Origin of the sequence: Lacinutrix mariniflava (assembly GCF_001418015.1) — a bacterium.
Taxonomy (GTDB): Bacteria; Bacteroidota; Bacteroidia; order Flavobacteriales; family Flavobacteriaceae; genus Lacinutrix; species Lacinutrix mariniflava.
In genome coordinates, this window is the sequence record NZ_LIQG01000029.1 from 122,789 (window position 1) to 144,791 (window position 22,003).

At 30.7% G+C, this 22,003-nt stretch carries 21 protein-coding genes and 1 riboswitch; of the genes, 12 read left to right on the forward strand and 9 right to left on the reverse strand.

The window, feature by feature from the left end:
* Window positions 1-70 precede the first annotated feature (70 nt).
* Genes ASC44_RS15085 through cls form a run of 3 tightly spaced genes read left to right on the forward strand, consistent with a single transcriptional unit; the run spans window position 71 to window position 3,177 of the window.
* Window positions 71-733: an alpha/beta hydrolase family protein gene (locus ASC44_RS15085; protein ID WP_055448453.1), complete on the forward strand. Its 663-nt coding sequence runs from the start codon at window positions 71-73 to the stop codon at window positions 731-733.
* 53 nt (window positions 734-786) lie between these two features.
* Window positions 787-1,716: a lytic transglycosylase domain-containing protein gene (locus ASC44_RS15090; RefSeq protein ID WP_055448454.1), complete on the forward strand. Its 930-nt coding sequence runs from the start codon at window positions 787-789 to the stop codon at window positions 1,714-1,716.
* On the forward strand, window positions 1,717-3,177 hold the full coding sequence (gene cls / locus ASC44_RS15095) for a cardiolipin synthase (RefSeq protein WP_055448455.1): 1,461 nt from the start codon (window positions 1,717-1,719) through the stop codon (window positions 3,175-3,177).
* A gap of 142 nt (window positions 3,178-3,319) precedes the next feature.
* On the opposite strand, the gene ASC44_RS15100 is transcribed toward cls, so the two are convergent.
* The gene (locus ASC44_RS15100; RefSeq protein WP_055448456.1) at window positions 3,320-3,901 is read right to left on the reverse strand and encodes a tetratricopeptide repeat protein; all 582 of its coding nucleotides are present in this window, start codon (window positions 3,899-3,901) and stop codon (window positions 3,320-3,322) included.
* Window positions 3,902-4,207: 306 nt separating this feature from the next.
* Between ASC44_RS15100 and rpmH the strand changes: the two genes are divergently transcribed.
* The 3 genes from rpmH to ASC44_RS15115 all read left to right on the forward strand — a co-directional run bounded on the left by rpmH (window position 4,208) and on the right by ASC44_RS15115 (window position 8,085).
* Complete coding sequence (rpmH, locus tag ASC44_RS15105) at window positions 4,208-4,369, forward strand: 50S ribosomal protein L34 (protein ID WP_028281753.1); 162 nt, start codon at window positions 4,208-4,210, stop codon at window positions 4,367-4,369.
* A 100-nt stretch (window positions 4,370-4,469) separates the two neighbouring features.
* Window positions 4,470-7,322: a carbamoyl-phosphate synthase large subunit gene (gene carB / locus ASC44_RS15110; protein ID WP_055448457.1), complete on the forward strand. Its 2,853-nt coding sequence runs from the start codon at window positions 4,470-4,472 to the stop codon at window positions 7,320-7,322.
* Window positions 7,323-7,449: 127 nt separating this feature from the next.
* Window positions 7,450-8,085 carry a T9SS type A sorting domain-containing protein gene (locus ASC44_RS15115; protein WP_055448458.1) on the forward strand — a complete coding sequence of 212 codons (636 nt, stop codon included), beginning with the start codon at window positions 7,450-7,452 and terminating at the stop codon, window positions 8,083-8,085.
* A gap of 61 nt (window positions 8,086-8,146) precedes the next feature.
* Here ASC44_RS15115 and ASC44_RS15120 read toward each other — a convergent pair whose 3' ends face one another.
* The 6 genes from ASC44_RS15120 to ASC44_RS15145 form a co-directional block, all read right to left on the reverse strand.
* Window positions 8,147-8,701: an acyl-CoA thioesterase gene (locus ASC44_RS15120; RefSeq protein ID WP_055448459.1), complete on the reverse strand. Its 555-nt coding sequence runs from the start codon at window positions 8,699-8,701 to the stop codon at window positions 8,147-8,149.
* A gap of 1 nt (window position 8,702) precedes the next feature.
* Complete coding sequence (locus tag ASC44_RS15125; RefSeq protein ID WP_055448460.1) at window positions 8,703-9,065, reverse strand: hypothetical protein; 363 nt, start codon at window positions 9,063-9,065, stop codon at window positions 8,703-8,705.
* A 12-nt stretch (window positions 9,066-9,077) separates the two neighbouring features.
* Window positions 9,078-10,463: a DNA recombination protein RmuC gene (locus ASC44_RS15130; RefSeq protein ID WP_055448461.1), complete on the reverse strand. Its 1,386-nt coding sequence runs from the start codon at window positions 10,461-10,463 to the stop codon at window positions 9,078-9,080.
* Between the two features lie 123 nt (window positions 10,464-10,586).
* Entirely contained in the window at window positions 10,587-11,381 is a 795-nt protein-coding gene (locus tag ASC44_RS15135; protein WP_055448462.1) for an ABC transporter ATP-binding protein, read from the reverse strand.
* On the reverse strand, window positions 11,382-12,398 hold the full coding sequence (locus ASC44_RS15140; RefSeq protein ID WP_055448463.1) for a FecCD family ABC transporter permease: 1,017 nt from the start codon (window positions 12,396-12,398) through the stop codon (window positions 11,382-11,384).
* Complete coding sequence (locus ASC44_RS15145; protein WP_055448464.1) at window positions 12,399-13,574, reverse strand: ABC transporter substrate-binding protein; 1,176 nt, start codon at window positions 13,572-13,574, stop codon at window positions 12,399-12,401.
* A gap of 191 nt (window positions 13,575-13,765) precedes the next feature.
* Window positions 13,766-13,974, forward strand: a riboswitch (cobalamin riboswitch).
* A 27-nt stretch (window positions 13,975-14,001) separates the two neighbouring features.
* Here ASC44_RS15145 and ASC44_RS15150 point away from each other — a divergent pair.
* The 3 genes from ASC44_RS15150 (at window position 14,002) to ASC44_RS15160 (ending at window position 17,966) form a co-directional block, all read left to right on the forward strand.
* Window positions 14,002-15,837: a TonB-dependent receptor plug domain-containing protein gene (locus ASC44_RS15150; protein ID WP_055448465.1), complete on the forward strand. Its 1,836-nt coding sequence runs from the start codon at window positions 14,002-14,004 to the stop codon at window positions 15,835-15,837.
* 23 nt (window positions 15,838-15,860) lie between these two features.
* Window positions 15,861-16,916, forward strand: coding sequence for a DUF5074 domain-containing protein (locus ASC44_RS15155; RefSeq protein ID WP_055448466.1), 1,056 nt, complete (start codon window positions 15,861-15,863; stop codon window positions 16,914-16,916).
* An 84-nt stretch (window positions 16,917-17,000) separates the two neighbouring features.
* Window positions 17,001-17,966, forward strand: coding sequence for a T9SS type A sorting domain-containing protein (locus tag ASC44_RS15160; RefSeq protein ID WP_055448467.1), 966 nt, complete (start codon window positions 17,001-17,003; stop codon window positions 17,964-17,966).
* A 53-nt stretch (window positions 17,967-18,019) separates the two neighbouring features.
* Here ASC44_RS15160 and ASC44_RS15165 read toward each other — a convergent pair whose 3' ends face one another.
* On the reverse strand, window positions 18,020-18,727 hold the full coding sequence (locus ASC44_RS15165) for a Dph6-related ATP pyrophosphatase (protein WP_055448468.1): 708 nt from the start codon (window positions 18,725-18,727) through the stop codon (window positions 18,020-18,022).
* On the reverse strand, window positions 18,717-20,132 hold the full coding sequence (locus ASC44_RS15170; protein ID WP_055448469.1) for a S41 family peptidase: 1,416 nt from the start codon (window positions 20,130-20,132) through the stop codon (window positions 18,717-18,719). The genes ASC44_RS15165 and ASC44_RS15170 overlap by 11 nt, the downstream gene beginning before the upstream one ends.
* Window positions 20,133-20,256: 124 nt before the next feature.
* Between ASC44_RS15170 and ASC44_RS15175 the strand changes: the two genes are divergently transcribed.
* From ASC44_RS15175 to ASC44_RS15185, 3 genes are all read left to right on the forward strand, one after another.
* Entirely contained in the window at window positions 20,257-20,766 is a 510-nt protein-coding gene (locus tag ASC44_RS15175) for an RNA polymerase sigma factor (protein ID WP_055448470.1), read from the forward strand.
* Window positions 20,753-21,226, forward strand: a complete 474-nt coding sequence (locus tag ASC44_RS15180; RefSeq protein ID WP_055448471.1) for a hypothetical protein — start codon at window positions 20,753-20,755, stop codon at window positions 21,224-21,226. The genes ASC44_RS15175 and ASC44_RS15180 overlap by 14 nt, the downstream gene beginning before the upstream one ends.
* A 184-nt stretch (window positions 21,227-21,410) precedes the next feature.
* On the forward strand, window positions 21,411-21,980 hold the full coding sequence (locus ASC44_RS15185) for a DUF4252 domain-containing protein (protein ID WP_055448483.1): 570 nt from the start codon (window positions 21,411-21,413) through the stop codon (window positions 21,978-21,980).
* Window positions 21,981-22,003 lie beyond the last annotated feature (23 nt).

Consider the following 22,003-nt stretch of genomic DNA (forward strand, 5'->3'; position numbering starts at 1 on the left):
TTATAGCTTTACACAATACAAAAATACGAAAACTTATTGTTAACTTGTTATTAATTAGTGTTAAATCCTTATGAATCAAGACGTAATACATGTGTATTTAATGCCAGGAATGGCGGCAAATCCATCGATTTTTGATAATATCTCATTGCCTGAAAATCAGTTCCAATTACATAAGCTACATTGGGAGATTCCTGTTAAAAATGAAACCATAAGTGACTATGCCTTAAGGATAACCAAGAAAATTAAACATGAAAATATAGTTCTATTAGGCGTGTCTTTTGGTGGTATTTTGGTTCAAGAAATGAGTAGACATATTGCTTTGCGGAAGCTTTTTGTAGTGTCTAGTGTAAAAACCAAACATGAGCTACCAAAAAGATTTAAAGTACTAAAAGCAACAAAAGCTTATAAGCTGTTGCCTACACAATTAGCAAGTAATCTCGATTTATTAGCTAAATTTTCGTTTGGAGACTTAATTAAGAAACGAATAGATTTATATAAAAGGTTTCTTTCAGTTAACGATAAATACTATTTAGACTGGTCGATAGAGCAAGTAATTAATTGGGAACAAGAAGATGTTATCCCAGAAGCAATTCATATCCATGGAGAAAAAGATATGGTTTTTCCGCACCACTGCATACAAAATTGTATAACAGTAAAGAATGGAACACATATAATGATAATAGATAAATACAAGTGGTTTAATGAGAATTTACCTAAATTAATTTTAGAATAAATAAGACGGGATTTCCGTTAAATTATTATAATTTTATAAAAAATGAAATGATGATGAAAATTGTACAAAAAGTATTAGCAGGAATTGGTCTTTTATGCTTAGGAGCGTTATTTATAAATGCTTTTCAGGACGCACCAACAGACGAAAATTTAGAAAAGAAAATTATTAACGATTATAATGTTTACGCTTTACAAGTTCCAGATTATTTGGATTTTGCAGGTGAACGCATGCCATTACATAATCCAGATATTTTAGAGCGTATGGATAAGGAGTTACTTGTAAATACGTATTGGCAATCTAATGGTTTGTTAATGTTTAAACGTGCACAAAAGTACTTTCCTATAATTGAGCCTATTTTAGCTAAAAATGGTATTCCAGATGATTTTAAGTATTTAGCGGTTATTGAAAGTGGTCTAACAAATGCTAAATCTCCAGCGGGAGCTAGTGGTTTTTGGCAGATAATGAAAGCTACAGGAAAAGAAAATGGTTTAGAGGTAAATGCAAATGTAGATGAGCGTTACAATCTTGAAATGGCAACACAAGTAGCTTGCGATTATTTAAAGAAATCTAAAGCAAGTTTAGGTTCTTGGACTAATGCCGCAGCAGCATATAATGCTGGGAATTATGGTGTGTCTAAACGATTAAAAGCACAAAAAGTAGATAGTTATTACGATTTGCTTTTAGGACAAGAAACGGGTCGCTATGTATTTAGAATTATGGCTTTAAAAGAAATCTTATCTAACCCAGCAAAATATGGGTTTAATTTTAGATCTAAAGATTTGTATTCAGCAATACCAACCTATAAAGTTGCTGTAGATACGGCAGTTACAGATTTTGCTCAATTTGCTAAAGATTTAGGTATTAACTATAAGATTTTAAAAATTCATAATCCTTGGCTGAGAGAAAACAAGTTAAATAATGCTTCAAAAAAGCAATATTTTATAGATATTCCAGAAAAAGGTTATTATTCTACAACACCATAAATGATAGAGTTATTAAAAGACGATTGGTTCAAATTAATTATTGTAATTAATTATTTACTAGCTATTTCTGCTGTAATAACTATTTTATTTAGAAATATTAATCCAACAAAAACACTAACGTATATAATTGCTTTAGTGTTTTTTCCTTTTTTAGGACTTTTAGTTTACTATCTATTTGGACAGGAACATAGGAAAAATAAAATATTTAATAGGAAGAATGTTCTAAACCAAAATATTATAAAATCGTTAAATGAAAGTTTGGAAAAAAACAAACAAGAGTTAGACGATTTGGAAGGCGATTTTTTAAATGATAAAATTCGGTTGGTAAGATTACTTCAAAAAAGTGATAAAGCACCTTTAACAAGATGTAATACAGTTGATATCCTTAAAAATGGAGAAGTTAAGTTTAAGCGGTTATTTGAAGATTTAAGAAATGCTAAACACCATCTTCATATAGAATATTATATAGTTAAAGATGATGAAATAGGATCACAATTATTAAATATACTATGCGATAAAGCTAAAGAAGGATTGGAAGTTAGGTTGAGTGTTGATGATGTTGGTGCAAGTATTTCTAATAAAATGAAGACCAAGTTAAAAGACAGTGGCGTGCAATTATATTCTTTTATGCCTGTACTATTTCCAAAGTTTACTGGTAGAATGAATTACCGTAATCATAGAAAAGTTGCTGTTATAGATGGGATTATTGGTTATGTTGGAGGTATTAATGTTTCAGATGATTATGTTAACAAGCCGGATAGAAAAGAGTATTGGAGAGATACAAGTATACGTATAGAAGGAGAGGCAGTTGTTACTTTGCAGGTGCAGTTTTTAATAAATTGGCAATTTGTTTCAGATTCTAATATAGAAAATATTTCAAAAGACTATTTTCCAAATAAAGGTTGTAAAGATAATGTTGCGGTACAAATAGCAGCCAGTGGTCCAGATACAGATTGGGCTAATATTATGGATGTCATGTTTTCTGCAATTACATCTGCAAATAAATATATTTATTTAACCACTCCGTATTTTATTCCAAATGATGAATTTATAATGGCGCTACAAATTGCTTCTCGTAGTGGAATAGAAGTGAAGTTGCTAATTCCAGACGAAAGCGATTCTTGGATAGCTAAGCATGCAACAAACTCGTATTTACAACGATTGTTCGATGCTAATATAAAAGTATACCGTTATACAAAAGGATTTATACATGCTAAAACAATGGTTGTAGACGATATGTTTTCGACTATAGGAACCTCAAATATGGACTATAGAAGTTTTAAAATTAACTTTGAAATTAATGCCGTTATTTACGATAAGCAAACCAGTGAAGATATGAAAACAGATTTTATAGCCGATTTAAAAAATGCTACAGAGATGATTCCTGAAGAATGGTCGAAAAGATCTAATGCTAAAAAGCTAAAAGAAGCGTATTGCAAACTTTGGGCTCCGCTATTATAATACTCGTTTTATAAACAGCTTTTTCTTAGTTAGAATAGTGTTTTTAGAATTAAAGTTTCAAATACATTTAATGTTTTAGACAAAAAAAAAGCTCACAACAGTGAGCTTTTTTTTTAATCGAATATTTTAAATATTAGCTTTACTATCTCGAAGCTCTTCTTTGTGCTCTCATAGAACCACCTTGTCCGTAATGCTGTTTTGGAGCACCTTGAGCACGTTTCATGTTTGCTTTCATTTCTTTAATCTGCTCCTTAAGCATATCATTCTTATCAAGTTTTTGAGCTTCATTAATAAGAATAGTTGCTTCTTGTTTTTTACGCTTAGAAAAAGCAATACCAGCTAGATTTAATTTAGCCATCGCCATATCTTGATCCATACTTAAACCTAAAGTAACGGCTTTTTTAAAGTGCTTTTCTGCTGTGTTCATATCGCTTTGAGATACCATAATACCTTGTAAGTAATAAAAATATCCTTGTTGCTTAGTGACTAAAGCTGCTTCAGGATTCTTTATCTTACTAAGCCATTGTTGAGCGCCAGGAAAATCTTGTTTACGTAATTTTAAAAAGGCCAGTAATATAAATTCATTTTTAAAATATAGAAACACAAAAATGAGCGCTAAGAAAATAAGCATGATACCATTACCAATACCACCTTCGGTAAACTGCCATACAGCCGTTGCTATTATTAGACCTGCAATTATTAATTTAAAGACTTTATTATACATTGTAATACGTTTTTAGTGTTTTTTAAGAAGCACTCATTCTAATTTAAGCGCTACATTTGCCATATAAGTCTGCAAAGAAACTCATTTTTTCTGAAATATCCACCGTTAAGAATTGGATTTGTACTTCAATTAGGCCTTATTTTATTGTTAAAAGGGCTATGCTTTCAAAATAAAACAAATCATAATAAAATATTTTTTAAATAAGGTTTGTGTAATTAAAAAGTCGTTGTATATTTGCGCTCAGTTTTAGGGGTGACCCAAAACAAGTTAGATAGATTTTACAATTCAGATTTAAAAAATAAGAAAATGCCAAAAAGAACGTTTCAGCCATCGAAAAGAAAAAGAAGAAATAAACATGGTTTTAGAGAAAGAATGGCTTCTGCTAATGGTAGAAAGGTATTAGCTCGTAGAAGAGCAAAAGGAAGAAAGAAAATATCTGTTTCATCTGAAACTAGACATAAAAAATAATGATTAACAATTGTTAATATATTAAAGGCGTTACTTAGGTGTAACGCCTTTTTTTGTATCCTAGATTTACTATTTTTGCATCACATAATAAAAAACTAAAATGCCAAAGAACTCTAAATTAAAATCGATACTTATTATTGGCTCAGGACCAATTGTAATTGGGCAAGCCTGTGAATTTGACTACTCTGGAACTCAAGCTTTACGCTCGCTAAGAGAAGATGGAATAGAAACAATTTTAATAAATTCTAATCCAGCAACTATAATGACGGATCCTTCAATGGCGGATCATGTTTATTTGTTGCCTTTAACTACAAAGTCGATAGTTAAAATATTAAAAGAACATCCTCATATTGATGCTGTTTTACCAACAATGGGAGGACAAACTGCTTTAAATTTATGTATTGAAGCAGATGAGAAAGGAATCTGGAAAGATTTCGATGTAGAAATTATAGGTGTTAATATAGATGCTATTAATATTACAGAAGATAGAGAGAAGTTTAGAGAATTAATGCTTGACATAGATATTCCTATGGCACCACAAGCTACTGCTACTTCTTATTTAAAAGGAAAAGAGATTGCTCAAGAATTTGGCTTTCCTTTAATAATTAGAGCTTCTTTTACTTTAGGTGGAGCAGGTGCTTCATTTGTTCATAAAGAAGAAGATTTCGACGAGTTATTAACACGTGGATTAGAAATTTCTCCTATCCATGAGGTTATGATCGATAAAGCTTTAATAGGTTGGAAGGAATATGAATTAGAGTTACTTAGAGACTCAAACGATAATGTTGTTATTATTTGTGCTATTGAAAATATGGATCCAATTGGTATTCATACTGGAGATTCTATAACAGTTGCTCCAGCAATGACATTAAGTGATAAAACGTATCAAAAAATGCGTGATATGGCAATCCATATGATGCGTAATATTGGTGATTTTGCAGGTGGTTGTAATGTACAATTTGCTGTAAGTCCTGATGAAAAGGAAGATATTATTGCTATCGAAATTAATCCTCGTGTTTCACGTTCTTCAGCATTAGCAAGTAAAGCAACAGGTTATCCTATTGCAAAAATTGCAGCAAAATTAGCTTTAGGTTACCACTTAGACGAATTACAAAACCAAATTACAAAATCTACTTCTGCTTTATTCGAGCCTACTTTAGATTATGTAATTGTTAAAATTCCACGTTGGAACTTTGATAAATTTGAAGGAAGTGATAGAACTTTAGGTCTTCAAATGAAATCTGTTGGAGAAGTAATGGGAATTGGTAGAAGTTTCCAAGAAGCACTTCATAAAGCGACGCAGTCTTTAGAGATTAAGCGTAACGGATTAGGAGCAGATGGTAAAGGTTATAAAAATTACGATCAAATTATAGAGAAATTAACCAATGCAAGTTGGGATCGTGTATTTGCTATTTACGATGCGATACAAATGGGAATACCATTAAGTCGTATTCATGAAATTACAAAAATAGACATGTGGTTTCTTAAGCAATATGAAGAATTATATTTCATAGAAAAAGAAATTTCAACGTTTACAATAGATACTATCCAAAAAGATTTATTGCTTGAAGCAAAGCAAAAAGGATATGGAGACAGACAAATAGCGCACATGTTAAGCTGTTTAGAAAGTGAAGTTTATAATAAAAGAGAAGAATTAGGTGTAAATAGAGTTTATAAATTAGTAGACACTTGTGCTGCTGAGTTTGAAGCAAAAACACCTTATTATTATTCTACTTTCGAGAGTGATGTTGAAACAGCAGATGGTAAACGTTTTGCAGATAATGAAAGTATTGTTTCTGATAAGAAAAAAGTAATTGTTTTAGGTTCTGGACCAAATAGAATTGGACAAGGTATCGAGTTCGATTACTGTTGTGTACATGGTGTTTTAGCTGCTGCTGAATGTGGTTACGAAACTATTATGATTAACTGTAATCCAGAAACGGTTTCTACAGATTTTGATACAGCAGATAAATTATATTTCGAGCCTGTATTCTGGGAACATATCTACGATATAATTAGACACGAAAAGCCAGTTGGTGTTATTGTGCAGTTAGGTGGACAAACCGCTTTAAAACTTGCAGAAAAACTATCTAAATATGGTATTAAGATTTTAGGAACTAGTTTCGAAGCTTTAGATTTAGCAGAGGATAGAGGTTTGTTTTCTAATATGTTAAAAGAAAATAATATTCCTTATCCAGAATTCGATATTGCTACAACAGCAGATGAGGCAGCTGCAATTGCAGATGTTTTAGATTTTCCAATTCTAGTAAGACCTTCTTACGTACTTGGTGGGCAAGGCATGAAAATTGTAATTAACAAACAAGAATTAGAAGAGCATGTTGTAAGTTTATTAGCGCGTATGCCTGGAAATCAGTTGTTATTAGATCATTATTTAGATGGTGCAATAGAAGCAGAGGCAGATGCTATTTGCGATGGTGAAAATGTTTACATTATTGGTATAATGGAACATATTGAACCTTGTGGTATCCATTCTGGTGATAGTAACTCTTTACTACCTCCTTTTAACCTTGGACCTTTAGTAATGCAACAAATTATAGACCACACTAATAAGATTGCTTTAGCTTTAAATACAGTAGGTTTAATAAACATACAATTTGCAGTAAAAGATGATATGGTTTACATTATTGAAGCCAATCCAAGAGCATCTAGAACAGTACCGTTTATTGCAAAAGCATATGGAGAACCGTATGTAAACTACGCTACTAAAGTAATGCTAGGAGAGAAGAAAGTAACAGATTTCAATTTTAATCCGCAGTTAAAAGGATATGCAATTAAGCAACCTGTTTTTTCTTTTAACAAGTTTCATAATGTGAATAAGAAATTAGGTCCAGAAATGAAAAGTACTGGAGAAAGTATCTTATTTATTGATGACTTAAAAGACGATGAATTTTACAATTTGTACTCACGTAGAAAAATGTATTTAAGTAAATAATAAACATATTTATTATGTTCTAAAAAGTGTGAATTATCAAATAATTCACACTTTTTTTTGTTAATTATTTAATAGTAAATGATTTAAGATGTTTATTTTTTTGTATTTTTAATAAAATCATTGAATTATGATAAAAAAATTACTTTTCACACTATTAACATTTACAGCATTAAATACATACGGACAAACCGAAACAGTCACTATAGATTGGTCTTTTGGATCCAATTCTGATGTAATGCCCGCAACTGCAGCAAATAATACAGATAGAACCATTGAGGTTGGAGATACTGTAGTTTGGAATTATTATGCCACAGGAACACATACCGTAACTAGCGAAGCAGGTAGTACAGAGTCTTGGGATAGTGGTCTTATAGCATCTGGTTCTGGAGTTACTTACAGTAAAACGTTTACTGCTGTTGGTACAAATGCTTATGTGTGTACACCTCACAATGGTAATATGTACGGAACAATAACTGTAGTAGCAGATGGAACATTAAGTTCTCCTCAATTTGATGCACCAACAAAGTTTTCTATTTTTCCAAATCCAAGTACTAATGTTATGAATATTAACATTCCTACATTAACAGATGACGGTTTAAAACTTGAGGTTTACGATGTTTTAGGTAAGAAAGTGTATTCTCAACAAGTAACAGAATTATCTTCTAGAGTAAATATTACGAAGTGGAATAGTGGTTTGTATTTGGTTAGACTATCTTCTCCAGATCAAGATATTACTTTAACTAAACGTTTTGTAAAGCTTTAATTATAAGATTTACAGTATAAAAAAAGCCTTTAACAATTATGTTGAAGGCTTTTTTTTTATTTTAAAAATTATCCGGAAGCTCTATCTTAACTTTATAGTCTTTTAATTGATCTAAATAATCATGGTGAGAAAAATCTTGATGGTTAAATTCCGCTTGCCTTGATTTTTTTGTTTCAATACGTTTAAGAGCTTTTAAATATCTCTTAACTTCAGTTTTATCGTTTAATATTAAGCCAGGAACTTCAATAGATTTACCACTATCATCCTTAGCTACCATTGTAAAATAAGAAGAATTACAATGTTTCATTTTACCAGTTTGTATATTTTCTGCTTCAACACGAATACCAACGACCATAGAGGTTCTACCAACATAATTTACAGAAGCTTTCATTGTAACAAGTTCTCCAACTTCTATTGGACTTAAAAAATCAACTGTATCTACAGAAGCAGTTACACAATAAGCTTTAGAGTGTTTACTTGCGCAAGCAAAAGCAATGTTATCCATAATACTTAATATATAACCTCCATGAATTTTCCCACTAAAATTTGAGTGAGAGGGTTTCATTAATTCTGAAAGATTTATTCTTGAGCTATCAACTTTTCTATAATTTGGCATACTATTGTTCGTTATTAGAGGTGTTTAATTCAACCTTAGAAACAAAATATTGTGTGTCACCAAGCCAAAATAATGATTTATAGCGTTCAAAATAAGTAAGTTTTACCAAACGACCTTGGTATTTATTTAGGTCTTCAATAACCTTAGTTTCTCCGGATTCTACAGAAAATTTAAAAATTTGAGCTTCACTAACACCTTGGCTAATTTCACCTTCCCAGGTTTTAAATACAACACCTTTTCGTGTAAATTTCACTAGTTCACCAGCACGCACACCTTCACTATAGGATGCATAATATACAAATGCAAAATATCCTGCTACTATAAGTAGTATTGCTATAAAGGTTTTAAATAAAAATTTCATCATAGTATTAATTTGTTAATCGTCTATTTGAGCGCGTTTTATAATAGTTTCTGGTAAAGATTTTTTAGCCTTTGCACCAAGTTTTTTAATTTTTTCTACACTAGTTACAAGGTTTCCTTTGCCTTCAACTAATTTATTCATTGCAGCAGAATAGTCTTTTTTAGCGTCGTCAATTTTCTTTCCAACACCGGTTAAATCAGTAACAAGGCCATGAAATTTATCGTATAAAGCACCTGCTTGACGTGCAATTTCAATAGCATTTTGTTGTTGTTTTTCGTTATTCCACATACTATCTACAGTACGTAAAGTCGCCAAAAGCGTAGATGGTGTAACAATAACAATGTTTTTTTCGAAAGCTTTATTGTATAGTGAGTTGTCTGCATTTATAGCTACCGCAAAAGCAGGTTCAATGGGTACAAACAATAATACAAAATCTGGACTTTCTATGTCGTATAAATCTTCGTATTTCTTTTCAGAAAGCTGATCTACGTGTCTTCGTATAGAATTAATATGTGCTTTTAAATAAGTGTCTCTATCTTCATCTTCGGCATTAACATAACGCTCGTAATCTGTTAACGAAACTTTACTATCAATAATCATTTTCTTGTTATCTGGCAGGTGTAGTACAATATCTGGTAATACTCTTGAGCCATCTTCTCTCGTAAAATGTTGTTGTACAAAATACTCTCTATCTTTTTCTAAACCAGATTTTTCAAGTACACGCTCTAGAACAAGTTCTCCCCAATTACCTTGCATTTTACTATCACCTTTTAAAGCTCTAGTTAGGTTTGTAGCCTCTTTAGTCATTTGTTGGTTTAAATCTTTTAAGCCTAACAATTGTTCTTTTAAAGCGGAATGCATACTTATACTTTCCTTTTGGGTATCGTCTACTTTTTTCTCGAAAGTTAGAATCTTTTCTTGTAACGGATTTAAAATGTTTTTAATGTTTTCTTTATTCTGAAGTGTGAATTTCTCACTCTTTTCATCTAAAATTTTAGTGGCTAACAATTCAAAATCCTTGCGTAATTGTTCTTGTCTTAACTCAACTTCTTCATCACGTTTTAGATTTAGTTTCTTAAGATTTTCGAGATCTGCATTTTTTCTAGCTAGCTCTTCATTTAAAAAATCTTTTTCACGACGAATATCTTCACGTTCAGTTTCAACTTTAGAAATGGTGTTTTTAAATTCGTCTTGTTTAGAATTTAAGACTGTATTTTGTTTTTCAGTTTCCATATTATGAAACTGTTTAAACTCGTTAAATTGCTGTTGTAAATTGTTATTTCGTTCTTCTAAGGTGCTTTTTTCGCTTTTACTTTTTAGTTTAGTAAATACCATTCCTAAATATGCTCCAGCTATGGCAGCAATAAAAATGGCAAGAATAAGGATTATGTTGTCGTTCATTTAAAACAATAGAAAATTTAATCAAAGATAGTTAATTTGTCTTTGTGAGTTTTGCTACATATCTCGTTCTAATTTAAATACGAGAAGACTTTAGAGTGCTGTGTATTTCTGAATTATATATTTCTATTTCTTTACTCGAAAACTACCACTAACTTCATCAAAAACAATTAAATCGCTTGGAAATAAATTATTAAAAGCACCTTGTTTTATAAGGTTTGCAGGTGAGTTAGAAACCACTTCGGTTTTAGTCATAACTATCATTGTATCGCATAGTTGGATTGCCAAATCTATTTCATGAGAAGAAAATAATATAGTCTTACCTGTTTCTTTAGCTAATTTTTGAAGGAGTTTAAGAATGTATGCTTTATGATACATATCTAAATGGGAGGTCGGTTCATCTAGAATTATTAAGTCGGTATCTTGCGCTAATGCACGCGCTATCATTACTTTTTGAAGCTGGCCATCACTAAGTTCAAAACATCTTTTATGTTTTAAATCTTCGATGTTTGTTTGTGTAATGGCTTTATTAATTATTGAGATATCTGTTTCAGATAAACTACCAACCCAATTGGTATATGGTTGTCTGCCAAGCGCAACAAGCTCGAAAACCGATAAGTTTTTAGAGGCTATTTGTTCGGTTAAAACTAGACTCATAGCTTGTGCTAACTCTAAATTATCGTATTGCTCTAAAGGTTTATTATTTAAATAAAGAGATCCTGCTAATTTGGGTTGTACTTGTGTTACCGTTCGTAATAATGTAGATTTTCCAATACCATTAGCACCAACTAATCCTATTAATTGTCCTTCTTTTAATTCTAAATTAATATTAGAAGCAATAATAGTTTCAGCCTTTTTAGACGTGTAACCAATGGAAAGGCTTTTGGTTTCTAGGATTGTATGTTCGATATTGTTTTCCATTTAAAATATCATTTTACGTTTTCTAACCAATAACCAAATTACAATAGGAGCGCCAATTAAAGAGGTTATAGCATTAATAGGTAAGGTGTAATCGCTTGTTGGTAATTGTGCAATACTATCGCAAATAAGCATAACAATAGCACCAATTAAAAACACGGCTGGTAATAATATTTTATGATTTGAGGTATTAATAACCTGTCTTGTTATATGTGGTATTGCTAAACCGATAAAAGCAATTGGCCCAGCAAAGGCTGTTATTGTTCCGGCAAGTAAACTAGTTGCAATTATTATAATTAAACGACTTTGTTTAATATTTAAACCAAGACTTTTAGCGTAGTTTTCTCCAAGTAATAACGTGTTTAATCCTTTAATTGAAACGATACTCATAAGGATTCCTAAACTATAAATAATAAAGAAGATTCCAAGTTCACTCCAAGATAAATTGCCTAAACTTCCAAATCCCCAAAAAATATACTGTTGTAATTGTTCGGCAGAAGAAAAATAGGAGAGTACACTTACTATTGCAGCAGTGATGCTACCAAACATAAGTCCAATAATTAATATTGCCATAGTATCTCTAACTCTTGAAGACACAATTAAAACCGCAAGAAGCACTAGAAAACTACCTAAACTTGCCGCAATAACAATGCTCCATTTAGAGATTAATAATGTTGAAAAAACACCTCCAAAAATTCCTGATCCTAAAATTACTAAAGCAACACCTAAACTAGCTCCGGAACTTATACCAAGAACAAAAGGTCCTGCTAATGGATTTCTAAATAAAGTTTGCATTAATAATCCTGAAATTCCCAAACCAGAACCAACTAAAATTGCTGTAAAAGCTTTTGGTAATCTGTAATTTTGAATAATATAATTATCTGTTGTGCCAATTAAACTTTCGAAAATGGTTTTAAACGGAATAGAAACAGAGCCTAAACTAATATTAGCAAAGAAACACAGTATTAAAACCAATGTTAATACTATAAAAGGTGCTTTATATGTGTTGGTATCTTGCAATTATTTTAAAGGTTTAAAAAAGTAAGGTGTGTAATCTTGTAATAATTCTGGGTGACAAATTTTAATAATGTCTTTTAAAACTAAATCTGGTCGTGCAGTTCCTAATTCATAATATAAAACACCACCAGTTTCTCCTGTAGTATCTGCAAAAGAGTATATTTTTTTGTTTTTAAAAGCATCAAATTTTGTGTAATGCTCGTTTCCTTTTTCTAATGCTTCAAAGCTTGAATAGTATGATGGACTTAACCATAAATCTGCAGTTTTAGCTTTATCGAAAACAGTTTCAAAATTTAAAGCTAAACTACCAGTCCCAGAGGTTTCACTCCATAAATAATTAACGTTAGCATCTTTTAATATCTGTGCTTCTGTACTTGTTCCGTTAGGCAAATACCAAGTGTCTTTGTGCATAGCACCACTTAAAATTGTTGGTTGATTTGAAACTTTAGCTGCAATTTTCTTGGCTTCTAAGTAATCTTTTTCAATTTTATTAAAAATAGAATCGGCTGCTTTTTGTTTATCGTAAAGTACTCCAAAAAACTTAATCCATTCCGCTTTAGCTAATGCAGATTTTTCAACCCAATCACCATTATAAATTACAGGAATACCCGATTTTTGGATATTATTAAAGGTTTTATTGTTTCCGTCTATACCATAACCAATAACAATATTAGGATTTAGATCTAGTAAAACTTCAGTATTTATACCTTCGTTTTTACCAAGCTCTCGTACTTCTTTACTATCAATTCTAGCTCTAGTTTTTTCAGAAGACACATAATCTGTACCTGGAAAACCAACTAAGGTTTTTTCAACATTTAAAAGTTCTAATGCAGGAATATGTGTTGTAGAAGTTACTACAATTTTTTCGACTGGTGTAATAATTATACCATCGTAACTATCTTTGCTAAAAGTCGTTTTTGCAGCATTTTCTTTAGAGATAAGAGCATATCTATAACTTTTTTTTGCTTTTGGCCATGGATTAGTAATTTCTAAAACATTAAAACCATCATAATTAATAATTTTAAAGCCTTCAGCATAGTTGTTTTTTGTTTCATTTCCCTCTTCTATATTATGTTTTAGATTGTAATCATCTGGAGTTAAATTATGTTTTTCATTTTTACAATTTTGAAAAAATAGAAATGAAAATAAAAGCAATAATAAAGACTTGTTCTGTAACATATGTAATATTTAAATAGGTGGGATTTCTTTAAATTTATATAAAATTATAGTCATGAAAGACAGTTCAAATTTAACAATATATATACTAGGAGGCATTATTTTGCTACATTTTTTAGTTGGCTTCATTTATCTATTCTATAAACTAACCAAGAAAAAGTAAGTTTAATTAGTCTGCATTTAAAAAAGAATTTACTTTTGCAAAGAATTTTGGTTTGACTTTACACTAAAGTAAGGTTAATTAAAAGGGAATCAAGTTAAAACCTTGAACTGTTCCCGCAACTGTAATCTTTGTTCACGTTTGTGAATGCTTGTTATCACCCTTCAAGTCACTGGAAAAAATTTCTGGGAAGACAGATAGCAAGACGAGAGTCAGGAGACCTGCCATTTTCAATATCGTAAAAATCTTCGGGAGAAAGATTTTAAGATTATGAAACAAAATATTCTGTTTTTATTAGGTGTTCTTTTTAGTTTAAGCGTTATAGCTCAAACTAAGCTCGATTCTGTCCAGAAGTTAGAGGAAGTAACTTTAAGTGATAATAAATTAAAAACATTTACAAATACACAATCTGTTTTAAAATTATCAGATAGCACTATTAAAAAAGGTAACTCTTTATTAACTCATTTATTGAATAATAATAGTACCATTTATTTTAAAGAAAATGGCTATGGTATGGTGTCTTCGCCATCTTTGAGAGGTACCACAGCACAACAAACAGCTGTTGTTTGGAATGGTATCAATATTAACTCTCAACTTAATGGCCAAACCGATTTTAGCACAGTAAATACTAAAATATTTGATGCTATAGATGTTAGAAGTGGAGGCGGTAGTGTATTATATGGTAGTGGAGCAATTGGAGGTTCTATTCATTTAAATAATGAAATAGCATATAAAAACGAGAATACTCATCATGTTGCTATTAATTATGGAAGTTTTAATACTCTTAACACTATTTATAAAGGTCATTTTTCCACAAATAAACTTAGTGTAAATGCTAATGTTAGTTATTTGCAGTCTGATAATGATTACGATTATGTAGATAGCAATAAGTCTAACTTAAATGGTGCATTTTATAGCAATAATATAGGATTAAATTTAGGGTACAAGATTAATGATAACAACATAATTAAAACGTTTAGTAATTATTATGATGGTCAGCGTCACTTTTCACTACAAATTTCTACAGAAACACCATCAAAATATAAAAATAGAGATTCTAGAAATTTAATAGAATATGTTGGCCTTTTTGGCGATTTTACGTCTAAATTAAAGGTTGCATATTTAACAGAGGAGTATAAATATTTTTCTAATATAGAAAGAGATTCTTATACAGATGGAGGTGTAAATAGTTTAATTTTAAAATACGATTTATCATATAAATTAGGCGATGATATTACTATTAATCCAGTAATAGATTACACACAAAATACTGGAGAAGGATCTAGTATTAAAAAAGTTAAGCGAGATGTAACAGGTTTTAATTTATTATTAAAACAAAAGATAGGTTCTCGTTTTTTATACGAAATAACTACAAGACAGGAAATTACCAACAATTATAAAAGCCCTTTTTTATATAGCTTAGGTTTAAAATATAAATTTTCAAATTTATATACATTAACACTTAATGGTTCTAAAAACTATAGAGTACCAACGTTTAATGATTTGTATTGGCAGGATGGAGGTAATCCAAATTTAAAACCAGAATTGTCTTATCAAATAGAGTTAGGGAATAAATTCACTTATAAAACTATTGATGTATCTGTTACTGGTTTTTATAACGACATTACAGATATGATTAGATGGTTGCCGACTACTACAGTTTGGATGCCTATTAATACAGATAAGGTAAAAACCTATGGTGTTGAAGGAGAATTGAATATAGAAAAAGCAATTAATAAACATCATTTTTCTCTTTCTAGTACTTATGCTTACACCGTTTCTGAAGATCAAGAAAGAAAAAAACAACTTATATATGTGCCTTATCATAAAGCTACAGCTTCTTTAGGTTACAATTACAATCGCTTATCTGCCTATTATCAATACACGTTTGTAGGTGAGGTTTTTACACAATCGGATAATAATAAAAAGTATAATATCGATGCTTATTATCTTTCTAACCTAGGTGTAGACTATACTTTAGGTAGTAATAAAAACTTTACTATAGGAGCTCAAATTAATAATATTTTTAATCATAATTATGAAAGTGTTTTAGGCAGATTTATGCCTGGAACAAATTTTAATACTTACCTGAATTTTAATTTTTAAACACTAATAAATAAAATAGTACGATGAAACAATTTAAAAAAATAGTATTCTTAGCATTAACAAGTGCATTCTTTTTAACGTCTTGTAGTAATGATGATGATAACATGACGGGAACTACATCTGAGCCATTAGGTATCTATGAAAATGGTTATTTTGTATTAAATGAAGGTGGAGGTAGTTCTGCAACAAATTCTATAATTTTTGTTGGTGAAGATGGAATAAGAACAGACGATGTTTTTAGAATTGAAAATCCAGATGCCGATGAAATGGGAATTTATATTCAAAACATCTTTTTCGATGCTACAAGAGCTTTTATTGTTGCAGGAAGTGGATCTGTAACTGTTGTAGATCGTTATAGTTTTGAATATATTACTACTGTAAGTACCGATTTAGAGAGCCCTAGATATGGCGTTGTTGTAGATGGGAAAGCATATATTACTAATAATGGTGATTTTGGATCTACTACAGATGATTTTTTAACTGTAATTGATTTAACAGATTATTCTACTTCTCAAATTTTAATTGGTAATTATTTAGACAGAATCGCTGCTGTTGGGTCAACAGTAATTACAACTAATAATGCATATGGAACAGAACATTCTGTATCTGTTGTAGATACTAATACTTTATTAGTAACAGATATCGATTTAGGAGCAGGAAACACTTCAAATTCAATAGCTGTAAACAATGGAGATGTATATGTTTTAACAGGTTCAGGTAAATTTATGGAAATAGATTTAGCATCTAATACTATTGCAAGTACATTAGATATTCCTGCTTCAATTACAGGATCAAAAAACCTTAATATAGATGATGATACTGTATATTTTACATCTGAAGCTTCTGTATATAGTTTCGATTTAGGTGATATTACAGTCTCAGAAACACCTCTATTAACATACCTTTCAACTTCAAGTTATGGAGTAATGTATGGTTTTGCTGTAAATAATGATGTTATTTATATTGGAGATGGAGCAGATTTTTCTTCAAATGGTTCTTTTTATGAGTATTCAACAACTGGAGATTTATTATCCAATAATACGGCAGGAGTAGCACCAAACGGATTTTACTTTAATTAATAATTAGGAGAATTTACCAACCAACCAACCAACTTCAAAAAGCAGTAACTAAAAATAGTTGCTGCTTTTTTAAATTATAATCATATGAAACAATTTTACTTTTTATTAATAATATTATTTATTTATGGGTATTCTAACGCACAATCTTATGCACCGCCAGTAGGTCAAGATGGTACAACAGCAATACATAGAGATTCAGTTAGTTTTACATCTTGGGCATCGGCTGTTACAGTTGTTCGTGGTCCACAAAATATAACGAGTCCTTCTGGGAGTTTAGCAAGTGTAGGTATTGCTGATAATGCTATAGCAAAATCTAACGGACAAATAGTAAGTCTGGGAGATGGCGGTTACGCTACTTTAACTTTTGCTACACCAATAGTAAATAAAGATGGTTTCGATTTTGCTGTTTTCGAAAACAGTTTTAGTGATACTTTTTTAGAATTAGCATTTGTAGAAATTAGCTCTGATGGAATTAATTTTTTTAGATTTCCATCGCATAGCGAAACACAAACAAGCACCCAAGTAGGAAGTTTTGGTAATATTGATGCTACTTATATAAATAATTTAGCAGGAAAATATAGATCAGCTTATGGTACACCTTTCGAAATAGACGATGTACCTAATAATGCATTATTAAACAAGGCCGCAATTACACATGTAAAAATTATTGATGTTATTGGAACTATCGACCCAGTATATGCCACTTACGATAGTTATGGTAATATTATAAACGATCCTTATGCAACACCTTTTCCTTCTAGTGGTTTCGATTTAGATGCTGTTGGTGTTATAAATGAAGAAGTTTTAAACACAGAAACATTTACTATTGAGGCTAAATTTAGTTTGTTTCCTAATCCTACAACATCTCAATTTTATATTTCTGAAGCAGGTTTAGTTTCAATCTATTCTGCTGAAGGACGCTTAGTTTTAAACAAAAATATAGAGTCTACTAATACTCCTATTAATATCAACAGTTTAACGTCTGGAATATATATGGTTAATATTACCTCTAAAAAAGGTAGTGCTACACTTAAGATGGTTAAAAAATAAACTTAAGTTTTAAAAAGAATAAAAGCCTCTAAATAATTTAGAGGCTTTTTTGTTTAATATAAATCGCAAAACCAAAATCCAGTTTTACCAGAGTCACAAACAGAATCTTCCGTTTTTGGTGTATTGTATTCTCGATATACTTTCTCTCCAATAGAAAAAGGAACAGGTGTTTTAAAAATAGGACCATCGTAACAAAAAGTATGAAACTCTCCATTTTCACCACAAGGATCTACATCTTCAGGTAAGTTTTCAATAAGTTCTTTTGTAATCGTTTTTCCAACAAAATCTTCAGAGAAATATTTAGCACTAGCACAAACTATAATAGCTTTAAAACCTAAATCTAAAAACTCAGTAATGAGTACTTTTGTATCTCTTTTCCAAAGCGGAAAGACTGTAGAAATACCAACTTTACTTAAATTAGTTTCTCGATACAGTTTTAAATCTTCTAAAAAAATATCACCAAAAACGCTGTGCGTAAATCCTTCAGATTTTAAGTTACTTATAGCCTGAGTCATTATTCTTTCGTAATCCTCCATACTTGGTTGTTCGGGAAGATTAATAGTTTGAAGCGGAATCTTTAATAATTCAGACTGTTTAATTAATAAAGCCACTGGCAAGCCATGCATAGTTACTCTATTGTAATGTGAATTAATAGAGGTGATTAGTTTCTCAACAGAAAAACGCTCATCTTTAAGTAAGTAGTATAATGCCAAAGCAGAGTCTTTTCCAGTACTCCAATTAAAATAGGTTTTATTGCTCAATATACATTTCTTTAGAATGTGGTAATAAATCGTTACTATCAAATACTGTTTTAGAAACTTTGCCTTTTGGAGTACTTCCAACTTTATTAGTTGCAGAAATATGTGCTAAAGCTTCGGCTAAAAGAGGTTCATTTACATCTCCTAAAATACCATAATTGTTTATTTGTTCTTCAATTTCAATTAGTGGGTTTATTCCTTCTGCAGGTACTTGTGTATCATTTTTATTAACGGTAATAGCAACTAGCGGCTGCATGGCATAGGTGTGTCGTGGATCTGCTTGTGATCTAGTAAAATCTGGAGAATCGTACAATGTAATTGAAGCTTGAGATTTTCCAACAGTCTGCGTTCCAATTTGAATGACCTCTATATAAGCATCTAAACTATTAATAACCATTTCGCTTGCAGATGCAGATGATCCTGTAGCTAAAACATAAACGGTATTTAAGTTTAAGTTGTTAAGTGAAGCGCCATCGTTACTATCTACAAATGTGTAATTAAAGTTGTTACCTTGCTGTTGGTTATTGTATTGTAATTTAGCAAAAACTTCGCCAGTATAATTACCAGTAACCATACTGCCTAAAAGTGTTGCTGTATTTACAGAACCTCCTGGATTATAACGTAAATCGAGAACTAAATGTTGAACATTATTAGCTTGAAACTCTCCAAAAGCAGCATTTAAAGCACTGTTAAAATTACTAACAAAACCATTGTACATTAAGTAACCAACATTTTCGCCTTCTACTTGAAGTATTTCTGTTTTAAAAACAGGGTTTTCTGTATATTGTATTCTCGAAAGGTTAGTAGTATTGGTTGTTGCATCTATGGTGTCGTCATCTGTGCCTGTTGTTCCATTTGTATTATATTCAGCAAAATTTAAGGTGAAATTATCTTGAGCCAAAAGTGTTCTCCAATTGTTAATAGTTAATTGTGTTCCATTTACAGCATTAAATAAATCACCACGTTGTAATCCGTTAGTTTCTGCACTAGTATTTGGCAGTACTAACCTAACTACTCCATAAAGAGCATTGCCTCCTGGCGTATAGCGTTGCAGACCAAATTCCATTCCGTTAGACTTTGTAATACCATCAAACTGTTGCTCAAGAGCAATATAATCGTCTGTTATCCAACTAAACCTGTCAATGTTTGCTCTATCGTAAATTAAGCTTTCAAATAAAGCACTAGGTGTGTTGAAACCATTTAAATAGTTGTTAAAATCGCTACTATTGGCTTTGTCTTCAACTAAATTGGGGATTTCATCTCTATATAAATAAAAAGCATCCATACCACGATATACAAATTCGTTTATGTCGATTGTACTAATTGGCTTATCATCTAAATCTTCAAAACAACTTGTGAGAAGAATAGATAGCAGGAGTAATGCAAGAATTATCTTGGGCGTTTTCATAATGGTAATATTTTCTTTTTCAGTTTAAAAGTACTTACTTTTATTTAAATATAATATTTAATTGAAAAACTTTGTAACAAAATAGAAAAGCGTTCGTCGTAATAGCATAAACCAACCAGAAGAAATGAACCAGTCGGAATTTTTAAATATTGTGACACCTTTTAAAGATAAGGTCTTTAGACTAGCAAAAAGATTGCTTGTGTCTAGAGAAGAGGCCGAAGATGCAACACAAGAAGTTTTAATAAAACTGTGGAAAAATAAAGCGAAGATAAAAGACTATAAAAATGTTGAAGCGTTTTCAATGACCATGACAAAGAATTTTTGTTTCGATAAGTTAAAGTCTAAACAAGCACAGAATTTAAAAATTGTACATAGTAACTATCAAGACCACAGTGTATCGTTACAAAAAGAAGTAGAATTAAATGATAGCCTTGATTGGGTTGGAAAAATAATGGAAACATTACCAGAACAACAAAAAATGGTAGTACAATTAAGAGATATAGAACAATACGATTTTAAAGAGATTGCTATAATGCTTGATATGAATGAGACTGCAATACGTGTAGCATTATCAAGAGCAAGAAAAACAATAAGAGAAAAATTAACAAATACACACAACTATGGTGTTAAATAATATAGAAAACTTACTAGAAAAGTACGAAAACGGTGAGACATCACTAAAGGAAGAGCAGCAGTTAAAAGACTATTTTTCGCAAGAAACTGTAGCGCCACATTTAGAAATGTATAAACCAATGTTTAACTATTTTTCTGTAAGCCAAAAAGAACAGTTTACTAAACAACTACCACTAAAAACTTCAAAAGGATTTAACTTTAAGAGGTTATCTGTTGCAGCAGTTGCGGTTCTTATGCTATCTATTTATGTTTTTAAGCCTAATAATTTAGGAGAAACAACGATAACAGATGCAGAAAAAGTTGAAATTAATAATGCTAAAGAAGCCCTAGCGATCATGTCTAAACACTTTAATCAAGGCACTGCTCAAGTAGGTTATTTAGGCGTAATTAATGAAGCTGGCACACAAGTTGACTATTTAAAAGAAATAACCAATCCTATGGATCGTTTATTTAAAAGGTAATTAGTCTAAAATGAATTTTAAAAAGCAAGAACCTTTTGGTAATGCTAATAATTAAAAAGAAAAAAAATGAACCGAGCGCAAAACGAATTTAAATACTAAAAACAAATTCTAATACGCGAACACATTTTTACATTAATAACAAATAAAAAGAAAAAAAATGAACACAATAAATAAATTAAACACAATGAAAAAATCTCTAGTCGTATTTGCATTAGCAATACTATTAATGCCATTAACAGCAATGGCACAAAGCGACATATTCGAAAAATATAGTGGTAGCGACAATGTAACTTATGCCTCTATAAAGCCTAAAATGTTTCAAATGCTAGCAAAAATTAACATTGAAACGGACAATAAGGAATCTCAAGAGTATATGGATATGGTAAAAAGTATCACCAGTTTTAAAACGTTAGCTACAGGCGATAAAGTTGTTGCAGGAGATATTGCGAAATGGGTTAAATCTCGCTCTAGTTCTCTTGAGGAGTTAATGGAAATTAAAGACGATGGCGTAGTTGTAAAATTCTATGTTAAAGAAGGTAAAAACGAAGATTTTGTAGCAGAGCTTTTAATGTTTGTAAATGGATTAGATGCTGTTACTAAAGATTTGGATGTTTCTGTTAATGGTAAGAAAAGAGGAATGGAATCGGTATTAGTTTCTTTTACAGGAGATATAGATTTAAACCAATTATCTAAACTTATAAATGCTTTCGATTTACCAGGAGGTAAAGAATTAGATAAAAAAAATAACAAATAATCATTCTATAACACATCAATCTT